The sequence below is a fragment of the Yoonia sp. TsM2_T14_4 genome (assembly GCF_049602355.1).
GTDB lineage: Bacteria > Pseudomonadota > Alphaproteobacteria > Rhodobacterales > Rhodobacteraceae > Yoonia > Yoonia vestfoldensis_A.
Window position 1 is genome coordinate 1,322,649 of record NZ_CP187137.1, and the last position, 13,069, is coordinate 1,335,717.

Here is a 13,069-nt window from a genome sequence, read left to right on the forward strand (position 1 = left end):
CTTTGCAAAACGAAACGAGCGGCCCCATTGGACCGCCCGTCAGGGTTGGAGTTTCAGAATTGGCTCGGATTATGCGCCCGGGTTCTTGTAGAGGCCGCGCCAGTCGATGGCCTTGGCGCCAAAGTCGAGGCGGCACTTAATCTCGACCCCATCGACGTCAAAGCCATTGCGGGTCTCGATGTAGGCACCTTGCTGGCCTTCGAGATAGGCGTACTCGATTGTGTCGATCTGATTTGGATTGGCTGCAAGATACCAAGCGGTTTCACTCACAGCATCAAGCCGCGGCTCGCTGATGGGGGACAGTGTCCGGATTGACTGCGGTACGACGTTCGAGGTTGCAGCTGGCACGAGGTTCTGGGCGACCATCTGCTCAGCCCGCAATTCCAACGACGCAGGCACGATCAGATAAGCGGGACGGACATTCAGGACCGTCTTTTTATCAAGACCGGTCTGCTTGGCCATCGCAGCACGTGCGGCACCGACGCTGCCCACATCAAGTGCGGCGCCAGTGCCGGCCAGGTTTTTGTGAGTGTTATGGAAGAGCGCATTGCCATCGGCCATCGCCGGATTGGCGGTGATGATGCCCCAGACGACGTCCGACTCCAGCTGGGCGATAGAGTTGCCATACATTGCCGGGATGCGCGTGAAGGCGTCGAGATCATCATTGATCAACGTCTGCCGCGTGATGGCGACCACCCGGCCATAGGTCTTGACCTTGTAGCTCTCTTTGCTCTCGCCGAGCGTGCCGCGCTTGAACTCTCCGCTCTCGCCAACTTCCAGCAACTGCGGGGCCTCACCAAGTTGCACCCGATGCATCGACTTGAAGTCAGTGGCCAGAACCTGACGGCAAAACAGCATAAACGTGCGGGGATAGGCATCATAGGCTTGCCGCAGGGTCTTGTTCGTAACCGCCGACAAAATTTCGGGGAAGTCAGACGTTGAATGCAACGCCCGCGTGGCCACCTCGTCACGCGACAGGCCCCGCGTGTTAACCCCGGCGTTGCCAAGGCTTTCGCGGGCCAGTTCCATCAGCGTCATGCCGCGGTACTGGCGGGCGGCATCTTCCAGAGTGAAGAGCGTCGGGCTGTAGCGATGCAGGAGTGCATTGGCGACAGCATCCCGACGGGTGACCTGCTCGTCACGGCCACCCAGTGGGATCGACACCTGGCTGAAGGTGCGGTTTTCTTCGGATTTTGTCGCAACCTGATCGAGGATCAGGCGGCGCGCTTCGCCGATATCCGTGCCGCGCTTCACCAGATCCTCGGCAAAGCCGCGCTCGAGGTTCAGACGGCCTGCCAGATCGTAGATTGTGGAGACGCGGTCGCGTTCGGTTTCGCGGGCGCGGGTCGCGACCGCCTCGGTGTCAGGCGCTGCGGCGATGTCAGCCATTTGCGGCTTTGGCTGTGTGCGGGTTTCGCTTGCAGCGACTTTTGGTTCGTCCGTCGGCTTTTGGGTATCGGTCATGGGTGTATCCTCGTCAGCATTGTTGTCGCTGGGCTTGTCTTTGGCCTCTGTGGCCGGGGCGTTGGATGTGTCCGTCATCGGGGTAGCTCCTCTAGGTGTGGGTGAGACGTCCCGGCGATGAAGGACGCAGTCGTGAAGTGGGGATTGTGCGCGAAACCCCGCTGCGGGGTCCGCGCCGACAGGCACAGCGGACACCTCAAAGGGCGTCCAATCCACTGCGCGCCATAACTCGCGGGCAGCCTCGGGCTTTGAGACCTCAAACCGATGAACCTGATAGCCGATGGACACCGCGCGGATGTGGCCTGCCTGGATGTCGCGCCAGATCGGTTCAACATCGGCGCGCTCAGAGATCCGAACCTGCGCAATGCCACGGCCGTTTTCGATCCGGGCAGAGCCGGGAACCACAGAACCGATCACGGCATCCAGCGTATCGACCTCATGCACCTTCAGAAAAGGTGCACCTGCATTCAGCCGCTCAAGCCGCACGTGATCCGGATCGAGGCTCAGTTCCTCATCATAGGGCTCGCCAAACAGTGTCGTTCGGCGCACACGCGAACCGGCTGACCAGACGACTTCAACAGTCCGAGCGTCAATATCAGCTGAGTTTGGCGCAAGCTCCGCCATCCGGCGCAAGGCCGGGATTTCGATCGTTGTGTCCATATCGGTCAATCCTGTTGGTCGATGTCAGCCCGCGCAGGGTCTGTGTCGTTGTCGGGCGAGCCATTCGTCGGGTCATTGTCCGGATTGGCACCCAGATCGCTTGTCTGCGCACTTCCGGTTTTGGTGACCCGGCGTGGATCGCTGTCGAGTACCAACCCGAGTGTGTCGAGCTTGGCATTGGTTGCTGCAATCTCCGCCAGCACGGCGTCTGGATTGCGGCCCTGCCGCGCGATGACCTCGGCCAGCGTCATGGTGCCGGACCGGATCGACAGCAGGTTGGCCATCGCGTCTTTCTGAGGATCGACCGCTTCGAACTTCGGCGGTGACCACTCTACCGGCACGTCTGGTGTTGGGATCAGACCTGCAGCCCATGCAGCCTCGCAAAACCAGCGCCAGACCGGGGCGCAAAACATTGGAATGAACAGCTGCCACTGCACAGCGTCGATCTGACGGCGGAATTCCACCAGCCCCGCACGGATCGAGGAATAGTTCACCTGGGAGAGATCGCCGGTCAGCAACTCATACGGCACACGGAACCCTGCCGAGATCGTATGCAGGCTCGCCCGCTTGTATTCTGCATAGCCGCCGGTGGCAGAGGGCTGGTTAAACCGAATGTCCTTGCCGCCGCGCGCATAAGCAATGAGCCCAGGCTCGAATTGCTCGACCCGATTGCCATCAGCATCAACCACCGACGGCGCGATGCCTTGTTGCGCTTCATCATCGCCAAAGACGATAGCGGTGACACAGGCCTCGGTTTTCTTGCGCACCAGCTCGGCCACCTCGTAATCGTCGAGATCGCGCAAGCTGCGGATCACCGGTGCACCCCAGGGAACGCCACGCGCCTGTGTGCGCTGTTTTTCATAGACGTGCGCGATCTCCATCGCAGGCACCGGGCGGCTCTGCAGGCCATTCTGCATCGCGCCATAGGCATCGCCCGGATGTTCAGCGTGTAGCCAATAGGCCTCTCGCTTTCCAATGGGATTAAACTGAATTCCCTGTACCAAGCGCCCCGCGCCGAGCACGCCAGATTTTGTGGCATCCAGAAAGTCGGCTTCCAGCACCTGCAATTGTAGCGGCACCGGTAGCCCATCAGAGGAGCGGCGCAAGCGGCGGCGCACCAGAACTTCTCCTGCCTCGACCATCTCGCGGCAGATCAGGGTCTGCAAACCATAGAAGTCGAGCTGTCCATCGGCATCAGCTACGGCAGACCAGCGCGCGAATAGCGCGTCGACCTTGCGGTCCAGCGTGTCATTGCCGCTGGCCGCTCGGGGCATGATGCCCGCACCAACAATATTGTTCACGAGTACCGCCACAGCTTTCGCCGCATGCGGGTTGTTGCGCACCAGATCGCGCATCCGATCCCGCAAGAGGGCTCCAGCCACGCCCACCTCGGTATCAGCGGATGTGCGCGGCGCGCGCCACCCATCGGTTCGCCGCCCCTTAGCGGCACCATCATATCCGCGCGTCAGGGTTTCGAACGCCTGGCGCGCAAGGACACGCCGCGCTGCCGCGCGCGGTGCCACGGTGGCAATTGCGTGATCAAACCAGTTTCCCGACATCAGCGATCTCCGCGCGAGAAGCCAGCAAGTCCGGCGATCGGTAGCGGCCGTGTGGTCCCTGCGATGGCGCGCTCAATCGTTCGAATGCGCAAAAGGAGATCTGCAGCTGAACCATAATCGACGGATTTGCCATCATAGCTGACCCGCGTGGTGCCGCTGGCATAGGCACGGCGCAGCGCTGAAAGCTCGGTTTCCGTCCAATCAGTCATCAAAACCATCCTCCACGCCGTCCGAGCCAGTCGGATTGACGCTTGCCTTGCGCAGCCTGCGCTTGCCTGTTGATTTGCCCCGCAGGATCCGCAGAGGCGTCAGCGACCCCAAGCTGGTCTTCAAGGTCCCGCCATTTCTCGTCCGTCCAGCGATCCGAGCCCACGATCCAGGCGGCAGCGCGAGCATAAACTCGGCAGTCCAACGCCTCGTTGCGCTCGCGCAGCTTCTGCCATTCGAGCCGGGCGAAGCCGCGCTTGGTGCGCACCGTCACCAACTGCTCGGCCACGAATTGCTTCAGCCATTCGTTCTCGACCCAATGCGGCAGATGCACCGTGCCGGGCGAGAACGTCGCACCGTCGGCGCGTTCTTCGTCGGTCGGCCTTTCGAGCCGCAGGAAGCGATAGGTCTCTGCCTTGAAGGTCGAGACCGCCACGGTCCAAAGACGCGCGCCCCGGCGCAGACGTTTGCCCCCTTCAGTCGCATCCACATAGGTTGGGCCAGATACGGGGCTTGCGCGGTTGAACCCTTCGACGCCTTTGACGGGCGCGACCTGCGCAAATCCTTGCGCCCGCGACCAGCCATAGACCGCCGGAGCCTCATAGCCGGTATCAATGGCAAGCCGCGCAATCTTCAAGTGCGCGCCACGCTCATGCGGCCAGGTTCGACCAAGCAGTTCGGTCAGATCGCCCCACGCCTCATGACGATCGGGGCCGCCTTCGATAACAATGTGATCGACGAGCCAGCTTTCGAGCCCGCGGCCCCAGGCCCAGACATCGACCTCGATCCGGTCCTTTTGCACATCGGCGCCAGCTGTCAGGAACAACCCATCCGCAGGCACAATGCCCGGCTTCCACCCTTCTCGCTGGTCGTAGAGCCGCTGCCAGTCCGGCGCCTCACCCGTCTCGACCCACGTCTCGCCGAGGATCGTGTTGCGAAACGCTTTGATCGCCTCATCCGACCCCTGGGCTGCGTCCCAGGCCCGCACAATCCGCTCCCAGCTGAGCCAGCCAATCGGCGAATAGAGCGCAGATAGGTGATAACCGACGGTATTCGGGTCCGCCGCCGTGGCGGTTGCTCGCCATTCGCCAGCCTCCAGCATCGCCGTCTTGTGATGCTCCGCTATGGGCTGCTCGCAGCCATCGCAGTGATATTCCGCTGTCTCGGGGCGCCCCTTCTGCCAACGCAGTCGTTCGAATTTTAGCCACTGCATCGCGCCACAATGCGGGCATGGGACAAAAAACCGACGCTGATCACTGGCCTCATAGTCCCGTTCAATCCGGCTCATGCCGCGAATGGTCGGGGTTGAGACCAAGAACACCTTGCGCCGGTGGGCGAAGGTCAGCGAACGCGCTTCCGCCAGCGTAACCGGATCACCCTCATCGTCGGCGGACGCCGGATAGGCATCGACCTCGTCGAGGAAAATGTAGCGCGCTGGGGTCGAGCGCAGCCCTACGGCCGAGTTTGCCCCGGTCATGATCAAAATACCGCCCGCAAATTCCTTAGACAGCATCGTGTTGCCCGCGTCACGAGAACGCGCCGGTTTGACCCGCTCCCGCAGTTCCGGGCTCTCATCGATCAGCGGATCAATCCGCTGACGTGAGTTTCGTTTCGCCAATTCCACCGTTGGCTGGACCGCCAGCATGGGTCCTGGCGCCTGATGGATCGCAAAGCCAATCCAGTTGTTGCCCGCCTCGGTCGCGCCGACCTGCGCTGCCTTCATGAACACGATCCGCTGTGCCCGGTCGCCGGGCGAAAGCCTGTCCATGATCTCAGCCATGTAAGGCGTGCGGGCCGTTCGATACCGACCAGGTTCTGCCGACGCACGCCCTGACAGCATCCGGTGTCGGTCCGCCCATTGGGACACGGTCAGGTCTGCATCCGGCGTGAGACCCGCGCCCCAGGCACGCAGGATTTCTGCCGCGCCATCGAAATCCGGCAGATCGTCCGCATCATCGGAGATCAGGTTTGACCTCGGCAAGATCGTCGAGCTGGGCACGGACATGTTTTTCCAAAACTTTCTGCATTGCGGCGGGCTCAACGCCCAAATCTGCCGCCATCAACGCGGCCGCCCGCGCGGGCCAGTTGACCCAGACATCACGCTCCTGCCGCGCCAGCCGAAAAACCAGCGACAGTGCGCGAGCCCGATCGATCAACTCGCCTTTCAGCTTTTGCAGACGCAGACGACGTTCCTGCGCCTTCAGCACTTCATTGGCCGTCTTGGCCTGCAAAAAGGTGGTGCCACCGCTATTTGCCGGAGCCTCAAGCCCCTGTTCCTTCAGAGTGTCACCGACTGCCGAGACAGCAGCTTCCGGCACAGGCTTGCGTCTTGGCTGCGGCCTCTTGCGGGCTTTGGATGGGTCGGTTGCCTCAGCACGCAAGGCATCGCTTGCAACCGCATCGATGCTGCCATCGTCGTGCAGCACCAGCCGTCCTGTTGCCTTGGCCTTCTGGATTGCACCGCGTGAAAGACCAACACGGGTGGCGTATTGGCGCTCGCTCAAACCTTCCATTGCGCGCTCCGATTATCATTCAAAATCATGTGCTTATGTCGTTGATAAGCCTCCGCAGTAGAGCGAATGTGGTCTCACGAAAACGATGCAACTCACCACCGCGCTCAAGCAGCGCAGCGGTCGCACAAAACCAAGGAGCCGCCACGATGACCCGCTCGAACCCGATCACCACGCCTCGCCACCAACTGCGCGCCGAAAAGGCCGCGCGGAACCGCGAAGCTGCGATCAACGCCTTCCTTGGCAAGAAAGCCGAGATCGACAACATGCTCGCCCGGCTTCAGAGCCTCAGCGACGAGCATTTCAACTGCCACCCCGACGAAATCAACTGGGGCCATGTTGGCACCCTTGAGCATTACGCCAGCCTGCTGAAGCGCATCACCGACAGCGCCTTCAGCGAAGGCGAGCACGCGGAGTAAGCGCCATGGAAACCAGCACAATTCGTATCGCAATTCGTAAACTGCCCGATCAATTCGATCGCAGCCGCATCACCACAGTCCTTGACGAGATCGAATGCGCCTTGATGGACGACGGTGGCGTTTATGTTCGCGCCTACGCCGACAGCATGACGATCACCATCGAGGTGCCCACCAATCAACTGATCGACGCAGCCGCCTGTCTGAAAGACATCGGTCTGGTCTGAACTGCACAGACCTCAAGATATGCCCCGCGCTCGCGGGGCCTGTCTCGGTAGAAGGACGCATGTCGCGATCCTCAAATACTGGAGACACTTATGGCTCAGAAATCCACACCGAAAACAACCGCTACGGCCTCGCACCAGACGAAGCAGCAGATCGTGATTGACCTCCTACGTCGGCCCGAAGGCGCGACCATCGAAGAGATCGCCAATGCCACCGAGTGGCAATCGCATACGGTGCGCGGCGCCATGTCCGGCGCGCTCAAGAAAAAGCTAGGCCTCGCAATCACCTCGGAAAAGGTGGAGGAGCGCGGACGCGTCTATCGTATCGAAGACTGATCCCGCGCCGCTGTACCGCTGAAGTCGCGGCGGTAAGGGAGCCTTGCGCGAACAGAGCCGTCGCTTATCTTGAGCGGCGGCTTTTTTGATCGGACCCGGATTGCCTCGAAGACCCGCCGTAAGGCGAAGGAACGCGCTATCGACACCACGGTAAAAACCGCCCCCATTTGCAGGTTCTGGGCCAGCGTTGTGTGCAGCCCAAACATCGGGAAGATCATGGTCTGCGTCAGAACAGCGATACAGTAGCCAACCGCGACATTCGCAATCGCTTCACAAAATGACATCAGACGGGATTGCTTCATTGGCTACCCCGCTCTGAGCGCAGATCATCAAAACTGGTCCCGGCGCCTTCAAGAACAGCGTGCTTGCCAGTAAACTGCTGCCACCGTTGAACAGCCACATCGACATACGCCGGATTAAGCTCAATCCCGTAGCAGACCCGCCCCGTGGTTTCCGCCGCAATTAGCGTAGTGCCCGAGCCCATAAAAGGCTCGTAGACAGCTTGGCCCTGGCTGGAATTGTTCAGGATCGGACGGCGCATACATTCGACGGGCTTCTGGGTGCCGTGTACGGTTTCAGCATCCTGATCCTTGTTCGCGATCTGCCATAGCGTCGTTTGTTTGCGGTCGCCCGCCCAGTGTCCCTTGCCGGTTTTCTTCACCGCATAAAGGCACGGCTCGTGCTGCCAGTGATAATCGCCGCGGCTCAGCACCAGGCGATCCTTGGCCCAGATGATCTGAGACCGGATATTGAAACCGGAGGCCTCGAGGCTATCGGCAACAGTGGTCGCATGCAGCGCGCCATGCCAGACATAGGCCACATCGCCAGGGAAGAGCACCCAGGCCTCACGCCAATCAGCCCGGTCATCATTTAGTACCTTGCCGGTACGTTTTGTTGCGGCGGCTCCTGCCTTGTTACGCCAGCCGGGATCGTATTCGACGCCGTAAGGCGGATCGGTCACCATCAGCTGCGGTTTCACATCACCGAGCAGACGATCGACATCGGTGGCCACGGTCGCGTCACCGCAGAGCAGCCGATGTTTGCCGAGCACCCAAAGATCGCCCGGACGGCTGATTGGGGTCTCGGGGGCCTCGGGAACATCGTCCTCGCCCTCGCGAGAGGCTGTTTCAGGATCAACGTCTCCGGCCAACAGCGCTTCGAGTTCAGCGTCATCAAAGCCGATGAGCGAGAGATCGTAGTCCTCTGCCAGCAGGTCGTTCAGCTCGGCCGATAGCAGCGCCTCGTCCCAAGTGCCAAGTTCCGTCAGCTTATTATCCGCGATCCGGTAAGCCCGACGCTGTGCTTCGGTCAGATGTCCCAGCACGATCACGGGGGCCTCAAGCAGCCCCAGCTGTGTGGCGGCAAGCACACGGCCATGGCCTGCGATCAATTCTCCATCATCCGCGACCAGGCAAGGAACGGTCCAGCCAAACTCGGCCATGCTGGCCGCGATCTTTGCAACCTGATCCGCGCCATGCATCTTTGCGTTCTTCGCATAAGGCTGGAGCTTGGCAAGCGGCCAAGTCTCGATTGCGTCGGGGGCAAAGCTCAGGGTCATAATGTTCAGGGCGCCTCAATGGGGTGGACCCCTGGGTTCCGGACACCAGCAACCAGCTTGGACTCCACGAAGGGTCCAGCGGCGGCCAAGGCATCCAGCTCCAAGGGTTTGTTTAATTGTGGTTTTTGTCAGATCGCGGGTGGATACCCGCTGGGGTGGCTTCCCAAAAAACGGGCCCTGTCGCTAGCGATATTGCGCGCCTTGCCCCCCCGTATACGTTTGGGGCCAGGAAGGACCCGCGAATTCAGTGGGTTAGTGCGATGGATGCCAGCTGGACCCCTGGTTGGAAACCGGAAGCCAGAGAAGTATCCACCAACAAAAACGGGGAGAGCCGTCTTCCAACGCACTCTCCCCATTATGCCTTACGGATAGCACGAAACTGTTGCATGTGTCGAACACAAAAGTGTTGCAACACATTGTAGTCATTCAGACATTCAGGCGCGACGCGATCTTGGTCAATGCGAGCTTGTGCTTGCGCCATGCCGTCGTGCGGTCAACGCCAAGTTCACCGCTGATCTGCTTCCAAGGCACACGCGCCGCCCGCGACCAGATCAGCTTGCGCTCGGCCTCGTCAATCCAAAGCACCCAATCGAAGGTCTGCTCAAGCCGTGTGATCGACGCCGCCGACGGCCAGACCCGCATAGGCTGTGGCTCCATCGCAGCAATCTCACGGCTGGTCCGCGCAATGTCAGGCCAGGCGTTGAAGTACCCCTTTGCCTTCACCGGCGGCAGCTTGCGAAGCGTGCGGAACGCTTCTTCGAAATGTTCAGCGACATCGTCGGCGGTCCAGGTCTTTTTCTCACCCATGGCGCACCTCCCCTTTGGGGCGTGGCCCGTAGAGTTTTGCACCCAATTGCTCGACCAGTTCACGCTCAGGCCAGGTCAGACGTTGATCGTCGACGCTGACAGCCAGCACACCTTGTTCGTGCCAACCGTCTCGTTTGACCTGATCGGGATCACGGCGATGTCCGCCATAGCCTTTGGGGGTGAACCTCATGCCACACCTCCCCGGGTCTCGATGGCCCAGTGCAGGATGGCGATAGCGTCCGCCTCATTGTCATCAGCAGGGCTGAACCCACGCGCCCGTGCGGCGGCGATCATGGCGTCCTTGTTGACGTTGCCCTTGCCGGTGGCGTGACGCTTGATGGTGCCGACGGGCACGCCCTCATAGGGAATGCCCCTTAGCTCGCCCCAGCTTGTCAGCGACGCCATCAGGCCCCCATAGACATGGGCGGCGTCAGTACCGGCATGACGACGGACTTCCTCGAACCAGATCGTTGCAATCGGTCCGGACAGCCGATCGAGTTCAGTTAGCCAGTTGGTGAACCGCAGATAGCGCATACCACCGCCATCGTAGCGGCCGGGCTTGAAGCTGGCGGTGCCGCTGGTGATCAGGCCATCAAAGTCACGGATGGCCCAGCCGGTGGTGGTGCCCAGATCGAGCGCTAGTATGCAGCGCAGGGTTTGTTTGGGTTGGGTCATGCAGACCTCCTCTTCGATTTGATGAGCAAGGCGAGAGGGCTGGCCGGTGAAGGCTGCGGTCTCGCCAGGCCCCGAAGGGTGGTCTGGTCAGGTCAGGCGCGGGGCGACGAGGTCGCCCGGCACTTCTTTCAATTTCTTCAACAGGCCAATTTGAAAGAAGTTAGCCTGTAAGAGGTTGAACTGTATGTATAATATACCTTCTTTCAATATTACTTATATTTCAATAGGTACCTCTCCCTCCATCTCATCGCGCGCGAGAATACACATATATACATGTGTCCCCTTGAAAGATTGAAAGAAGTTAAAGAAGTCAAAAATCCGTTCCTGAACAGCAACTTAGCTCCCGACTTCTTTCAATTGAAGAAAATCCCGTTTTGAAAGAAGTCCATTGTTCACGGCAGGATCCGATAGACCATGGCCCTGCGACCACCGGTGTCGCGCATGCCGGTGGTGATGTCACCACTTTCTATCAGCGTTTCGAGGATCTCATTTCGGTCGCGTGATTTCAACCACTGCGACGCCCGTGTCACCTCGGATTTGGTAATCCCACTTGATCCAGCTGCACGGATGACTTCCTTGAGCCGCTTTAGATGGGCCTCTGTTTCGGTATCTGCAACATGCCGCTCCACCGCCGCAATCGTCCGCCGCGCATAATGGCGCACAAAATCGATCGCCCAGTCTGCGGCCGAGAGGTCGATCGCAGGATTGGCCGGATCGCGCCCGACCGCGACGATCAACGCAAGCTTCAGCGCGTTTTCACCAATACGGGCCAGGATCGCCGTGAAGGCTGTTCCACTTGCTGCGCGCAACTCCTCCGTCAGCTCTACGCTAAGCAGCCGGAACCGGGCCCGTGCCTCCTCGGTCATGGGCACGATAGTTGGGCTTACCGCGGTGTTCTGATCGGCTGTCTTGCCCGCAAGATTGCCTTTCTGGTGCCCACCACCAGAGGCCACGCTTTGCAGCCCAGCGATCAGCGCGGGATCCGCCTGGCGCATGCCCACAGCGATGTTCTCGTCTGGATAATCCTCATCACTCGGCAAGATCAGAAAGCGGGCCAGCGAGCCGTCGACGACGTTTGCGCCCTGCAATGCGCCCCAGAAGTGCAAAGGCGTCGTGGTGCCATAGACACTCAGGCAGGGCTGGTTGATATCCCGCCGCTCATTTGAGCCATCACGGTTGGCATATTCCGCACCCAGGAAAATCCCGCCCGCAGCCGTATAAAGCTCGGTCATATTGTCGAGGATTTCGGTGATGTGGCGTGGACTGCGCCGCCGGTCGGCCGCCGCTGCCAAGAACATACCAAACTCATCGATCTGGAAGAGGATCGCAGGCTGGCGGTGCAGCGCGGTCAAAAGCCCCGCGCCGGAGGCGATCTTGTTGCCACCGAGATGATGGGCCAGCCCCGCCTCGAAAAAGACCTCGTTGATGATCTCGCGGGCGTGGTTCTTGCCTGATCCGCTATCCGCAATGCCCACGACATACAGGTTCGAGCGCAGGTTACTCTCGGTGCGATACTGCCGTCCCATGAGCGCACCAATCGCGCAAAGGCTAGCACCGAGTGACAACAACGGCTGAGGACGCCGGGCTGTCGACAGCATGTAATCGGTCAAATCACCCACTAATCCATCCGGTATGGCCAGCGTGAATGTCGAGGTGGCCGAAGGTTCCTCATGAACCTCGGAATGCCCTCCCAGCTTCGACAAGAGATCCGCTGCAGGATGCTGTTCATCGCGGGCCGTCGATCCATCAAAGCGCAGTGATGCATCAGGTTGCCAGCCGCGCTCCATGGCGAGGTGGTAGATCGTGCCGGCGCCAATGCGATCGGGTTTGAAGCTGGCCCAGGCCTTCATTGTGGTGCTGGGCACGTCCTTGGCCGCCTGCGCTGACCAGCCAGCAAAGATATCGCCCCCAGCCTCGCCAAGCGCGCCTTTCAGCGCCATGCCAATCCGCACCCAGCTGTCATAATCCAACTCTGCATTTGGCAGACATTTCAGCGCAGCCTCAATGGCTGGCAATGTCCCCATTTGGCTGTGGGCCTGCAGGTGCTCCGTGCCTGTTGATCCTGTCGCAAGGCCACGTTGCCGCAGATGTTCGGGCAACAGCGCGTAGGCCTCATCGAGAAAGGCGCGCGCCATCTCTGCGGTGATTTCAGGCAGCTCCGTGATATCGAGATCGGCCAGCCCTTCCTCTGGCCAGGCATAGGGCGCGCCAGTGTCCGGGTGGTTGGCATAGGCCACGAACTGCTGACCGAGGCAAAGCACCTCCAGCGGATGACGTTTGATGCCCCGGAAAGGGGTTTGTGTGCGATAAATCAGCATCCGCTTTGGCGCCTTGCCGATGCGCAGCGCCGGGGTATCCCCCAAACGTTCACGCGCCAATTGCTCAATGTGGAGCGCCAGTTCCGCATCCTCAACGACGTCAATATCGACAGCCGCAACCGTGCCGCCAACAAGCCCGATGCCACACTCGGGCCAGGTCGCCCATGTCGTCACCTCAACCTCCGTGGTCGGGCGTTCGGTGTGCCGGTTCCACTCGGGGTAGTCTGCCCATGCTCCACGCTTAAACTGGCCAGGCTTTTTGGTGCCCGGACCGATCGGCAGGATGCCATAGCCATTGGTGACCAGCCGTGCGCCGAAGCGCGCCATGTACGATG

Annotated in this window: 14 protein-coding genes; 3 read left to right on the forward strand and 11 right to left on the reverse strand. The window is 60.5% G+C overall.

Annotated features, from left to right (window positions below):
• Window positions 1–69 precede the first annotated feature (69 nt).
• From ACPF9B_RS06470 to ACPF9B_RS06490, 5 genes are read right to left on the reverse strand one after another with little or no spacing between them, the layout of a single operon-like run.
• On the reverse strand, window positions 70–2,124 hold the full coding sequence (locus tag ACPF9B_RS06470; protein WP_424180081.1) for a prohead protease/major capsid protein fusion protein: 2,055 nt from the start codon (window positions 2,122–2,124) through the stop codon (window positions 70–72).
• 5 nt (window positions 2,125–2,129) lie between these two features.
• On the reverse strand, window positions 2,130–3,683 hold the full coding sequence (locus ACPF9B_RS06475) for a phage portal protein (protein WP_424180083.1): 1,554 nt from the start codon (window positions 3,681–3,683) through the stop codon (window positions 2,130–2,132).
• Window positions 3,683–3,892, reverse strand: a complete 210-nt coding sequence (locus ACPF9B_RS06480; protein WP_424180085.1) for a phage head-tail joining protein — start codon at window positions 3,890–3,892, stop codon at window positions 3,683–3,685. The genes ACPF9B_RS06475 and ACPF9B_RS06480 overlap by 1 nt, the downstream gene beginning before the upstream one ends.
• Window positions 3,892–5,895 carry a phage terminase large subunit family protein gene (locus ACPF9B_RS06485; protein ID WP_424180087.1) on the reverse strand — a complete coding sequence of 668 codons (2,004 nt, stop codon included), beginning with the start codon at window positions 5,893–5,895 and terminating at the stop codon, window positions 3,892–3,894. The genes ACPF9B_RS06480 and ACPF9B_RS06485 overlap by 1 nt, the downstream gene beginning before the upstream one ends.
• Window positions 5,843–6,403, reverse strand: coding sequence for a hypothetical protein (locus ACPF9B_RS06490; protein WP_424180089.1), 561 nt, complete (start codon window positions 6,401–6,403; stop codon window positions 5,843–5,845). Before ACPF9B_RS06490 ends, ACPF9B_RS06485 begins: the two co-directional genes overlap by 53 nt.
• Window positions 6,404–6,549: 146 nt before the next feature.
• On the opposite strand from ACPF9B_RS06490, the gene ACPF9B_RS06495 reads away from it, so the two are divergent.
• From ACPF9B_RS06495 to ACPF9B_RS06505, 3 genes are all read left to right on the forward strand, one after another.
• The gene (locus tag ACPF9B_RS06495) at window positions 6,550–6,819 is read left to right on the forward strand and encodes a hypothetical protein (protein WP_424180091.1); all 270 of its coding nucleotides are present in this window, start codon (window positions 6,550–6,552) and stop codon (window positions 6,817–6,819) included.
• Window positions 6,820–6,824: 5 nt separating this feature from the next.
• Window positions 6,825–7,043, forward strand: coding sequence for a hypothetical protein (locus ACPF9B_RS06500; RefSeq protein WP_149775041.1), 219 nt, complete (start codon window positions 6,825–6,827; stop codon window positions 7,041–7,043).
• Between the two features lie 90 nt (window positions 7,044–7,133).
• Window positions 7,134–7,376, forward strand: a complete 243-nt coding sequence (locus ACPF9B_RS06505; protein ID WP_116904122.1) for a DUF3489 domain-containing protein — start codon at window positions 7,134–7,136, stop codon at window positions 7,374–7,376.
• On the opposite strand, the gene ACPF9B_RS06510 is transcribed toward ACPF9B_RS06505, so the two are convergent.
• From ACPF9B_RS06510 to ACPF9B_RS06535, 6 genes are all read right to left on the reverse strand, one after another.
• Window positions 7,358–7,678 carry a DUF7220 family protein gene (locus ACPF9B_RS06510; RefSeq protein ID WP_424180093.1) on the reverse strand — a complete coding sequence of 107 codons (321 nt, stop codon included), beginning with the start codon at window positions 7,676–7,678 and terminating at the stop codon, window positions 7,358–7,360. The genes ACPF9B_RS06505 and ACPF9B_RS06510 overlap by 19 nt on opposite strands.
• Window positions 7,675–8,934, reverse strand: coding sequence for a site-specific DNA-methyltransferase (locus ACPF9B_RS06515; protein ID WP_424180095.1), 1,260 nt, complete (start codon window positions 8,932–8,934; stop codon window positions 7,675–7,677). The genes ACPF9B_RS06510 and ACPF9B_RS06515 overlap by 4 nt, the downstream gene beginning before the upstream one ends.
• Window positions 8,935–9,360: 426 nt before the next feature.
• Window positions 9,361–9,741 carry a DUF6362 family protein gene (locus tag ACPF9B_RS06520; protein WP_424180097.1) on the reverse strand — a complete coding sequence of 127 codons (381 nt, stop codon included), beginning with the start codon at window positions 9,739–9,741 and terminating at the stop codon, window positions 9,361–9,363.
• Window positions 9,734–9,931 (reverse strand): hypothetical protein, encoded by a 198-nt coding sequence (locus tag ACPF9B_RS06525; RefSeq protein ID WP_058243099.1) that lies wholly within the window; start codon window positions 9,929–9,931, stop codon window positions 9,734–9,736. Before ACPF9B_RS06525 ends, ACPF9B_RS06520 begins: the two co-directional genes overlap by 8 nt.
• Window positions 9,928–10,416 (reverse strand): crossover junction endodeoxyribonuclease RuvC, encoded by a 489-nt coding sequence (locus tag ACPF9B_RS06530; protein WP_424180100.1) that lies wholly within the window; start codon window positions 10,414–10,416, stop codon window positions 9,928–9,930. The genes ACPF9B_RS06525 and ACPF9B_RS06530 overlap by 4 nt, the downstream gene beginning before the upstream one ends.
• A 392-nt stretch (window positions 10,417–10,808) precedes the next feature.
• Window positions 10,809–13,061, reverse strand: a complete 2,253-nt coding sequence (locus ACPF9B_RS06535; RefSeq protein WP_424180102.1) for a DUF3987 domain-containing protein — start codon at window positions 13,059–13,061, stop codon at window positions 10,809–10,811.
• Window positions 13,062–13,069 lie beyond the last annotated feature (8 nt).

Excerpts from the sequence above, each read along its gene's own strand:
- ACPF9B_RS06515 (WP_424180095.1), bottom strand. The coding sequence starts at position 8,934 with ATGACCCTGAGCTTTGCCCCCGACGCAATCGAGACTTGGCCGCTTGCC.
- ACPF9B_RS06505 (WP_116904122.1), top strand. The coding sequence starts at position 7,134 with ATGGCTCAGAAATCCACACCGAAAACAACCGCTACGGCCTCGCACCAG.
- ACPF9B_RS06490 (WP_424180089.1), bottom strand. The coding sequence starts at position 6,403 with ATGGAAGGTTTGAGCGAGCGCCAATACGCCACCCGTGTTGGTCTTTCA.
- ACPF9B_RS06485 (WP_424180087.1), bottom strand. The coding sequence starts at position 5,895 with ATGTCCGTGCCCAGCTCGACGATCTTGCCGAGGTCAAACCTGATCTCC.
- ACPF9B_RS06535 (WP_424180102.1), bottom strand. The coding sequence starts at position 13,061 with ATGGCGCGCTTCGGCGCACGGCTGGTCACCAATGGCTATGGCATCCTG.
- ACPF9B_RS06500 (WP_149775041.1), top strand. The coding sequence starts at position 6,825 with ATGGAAACCAGCACAATTCGTATCGCAATTCGTAAACTGCCCGATCAA.
- ACPF9B_RS06525 (WP_058243099.1), bottom strand. The coding sequence starts at position 9,931 with ATGAGGTTCACCCCCAAAGGCTATGGCGGACATCGCCGTGATCCCGAT.
- ACPF9B_RS06510 (WP_424180093.1), bottom strand. The coding sequence starts at position 7,678 with ATGAAGCAATCCCGTCTGATGTCATTTTGTGAAGCGATTGCGAATGTC.
- ACPF9B_RS06495 (WP_424180091.1), top strand. The coding sequence starts at position 6,550 with ATGACCCGCTCGAACCCGATCACCACGCCTCGCCACCAACTGCGCGCC.
- ACPF9B_RS06470 (WP_424180081.1), bottom strand. The coding sequence starts at position 2,124 with ATGGACACAACGATCGAAATCCCGGCCTTGCGCCGGATGGCGGAGCTT.
- ACPF9B_RS06480 (WP_424180085.1), bottom strand. The coding sequence starts at position 3,892 with ATGACTGATTGGACGGAAACCGAGCTTTCAGCGCTGCGCCGTGCCTAT.
- ACPF9B_RS06530 (WP_424180100.1), bottom strand. The coding sequence starts at position 10,416 with ATGACCCAACCCAAACAAACCCTGCGCTGCATACTAGCGCTCGATCTG.
- ACPF9B_RS06520 (WP_424180097.1), bottom strand. The coding sequence starts at position 9,741 with ATGGGTGAGAAAAAGACCTGGACCGCCGACGATGTCGCTGAACATTTC.
- ACPF9B_RS06475 (WP_424180083.1), bottom strand. The coding sequence starts at position 3,683 with ATGTCGGGAAACTGGTTTGATCACGCAATTGCCACCGTGGCACCGCGC.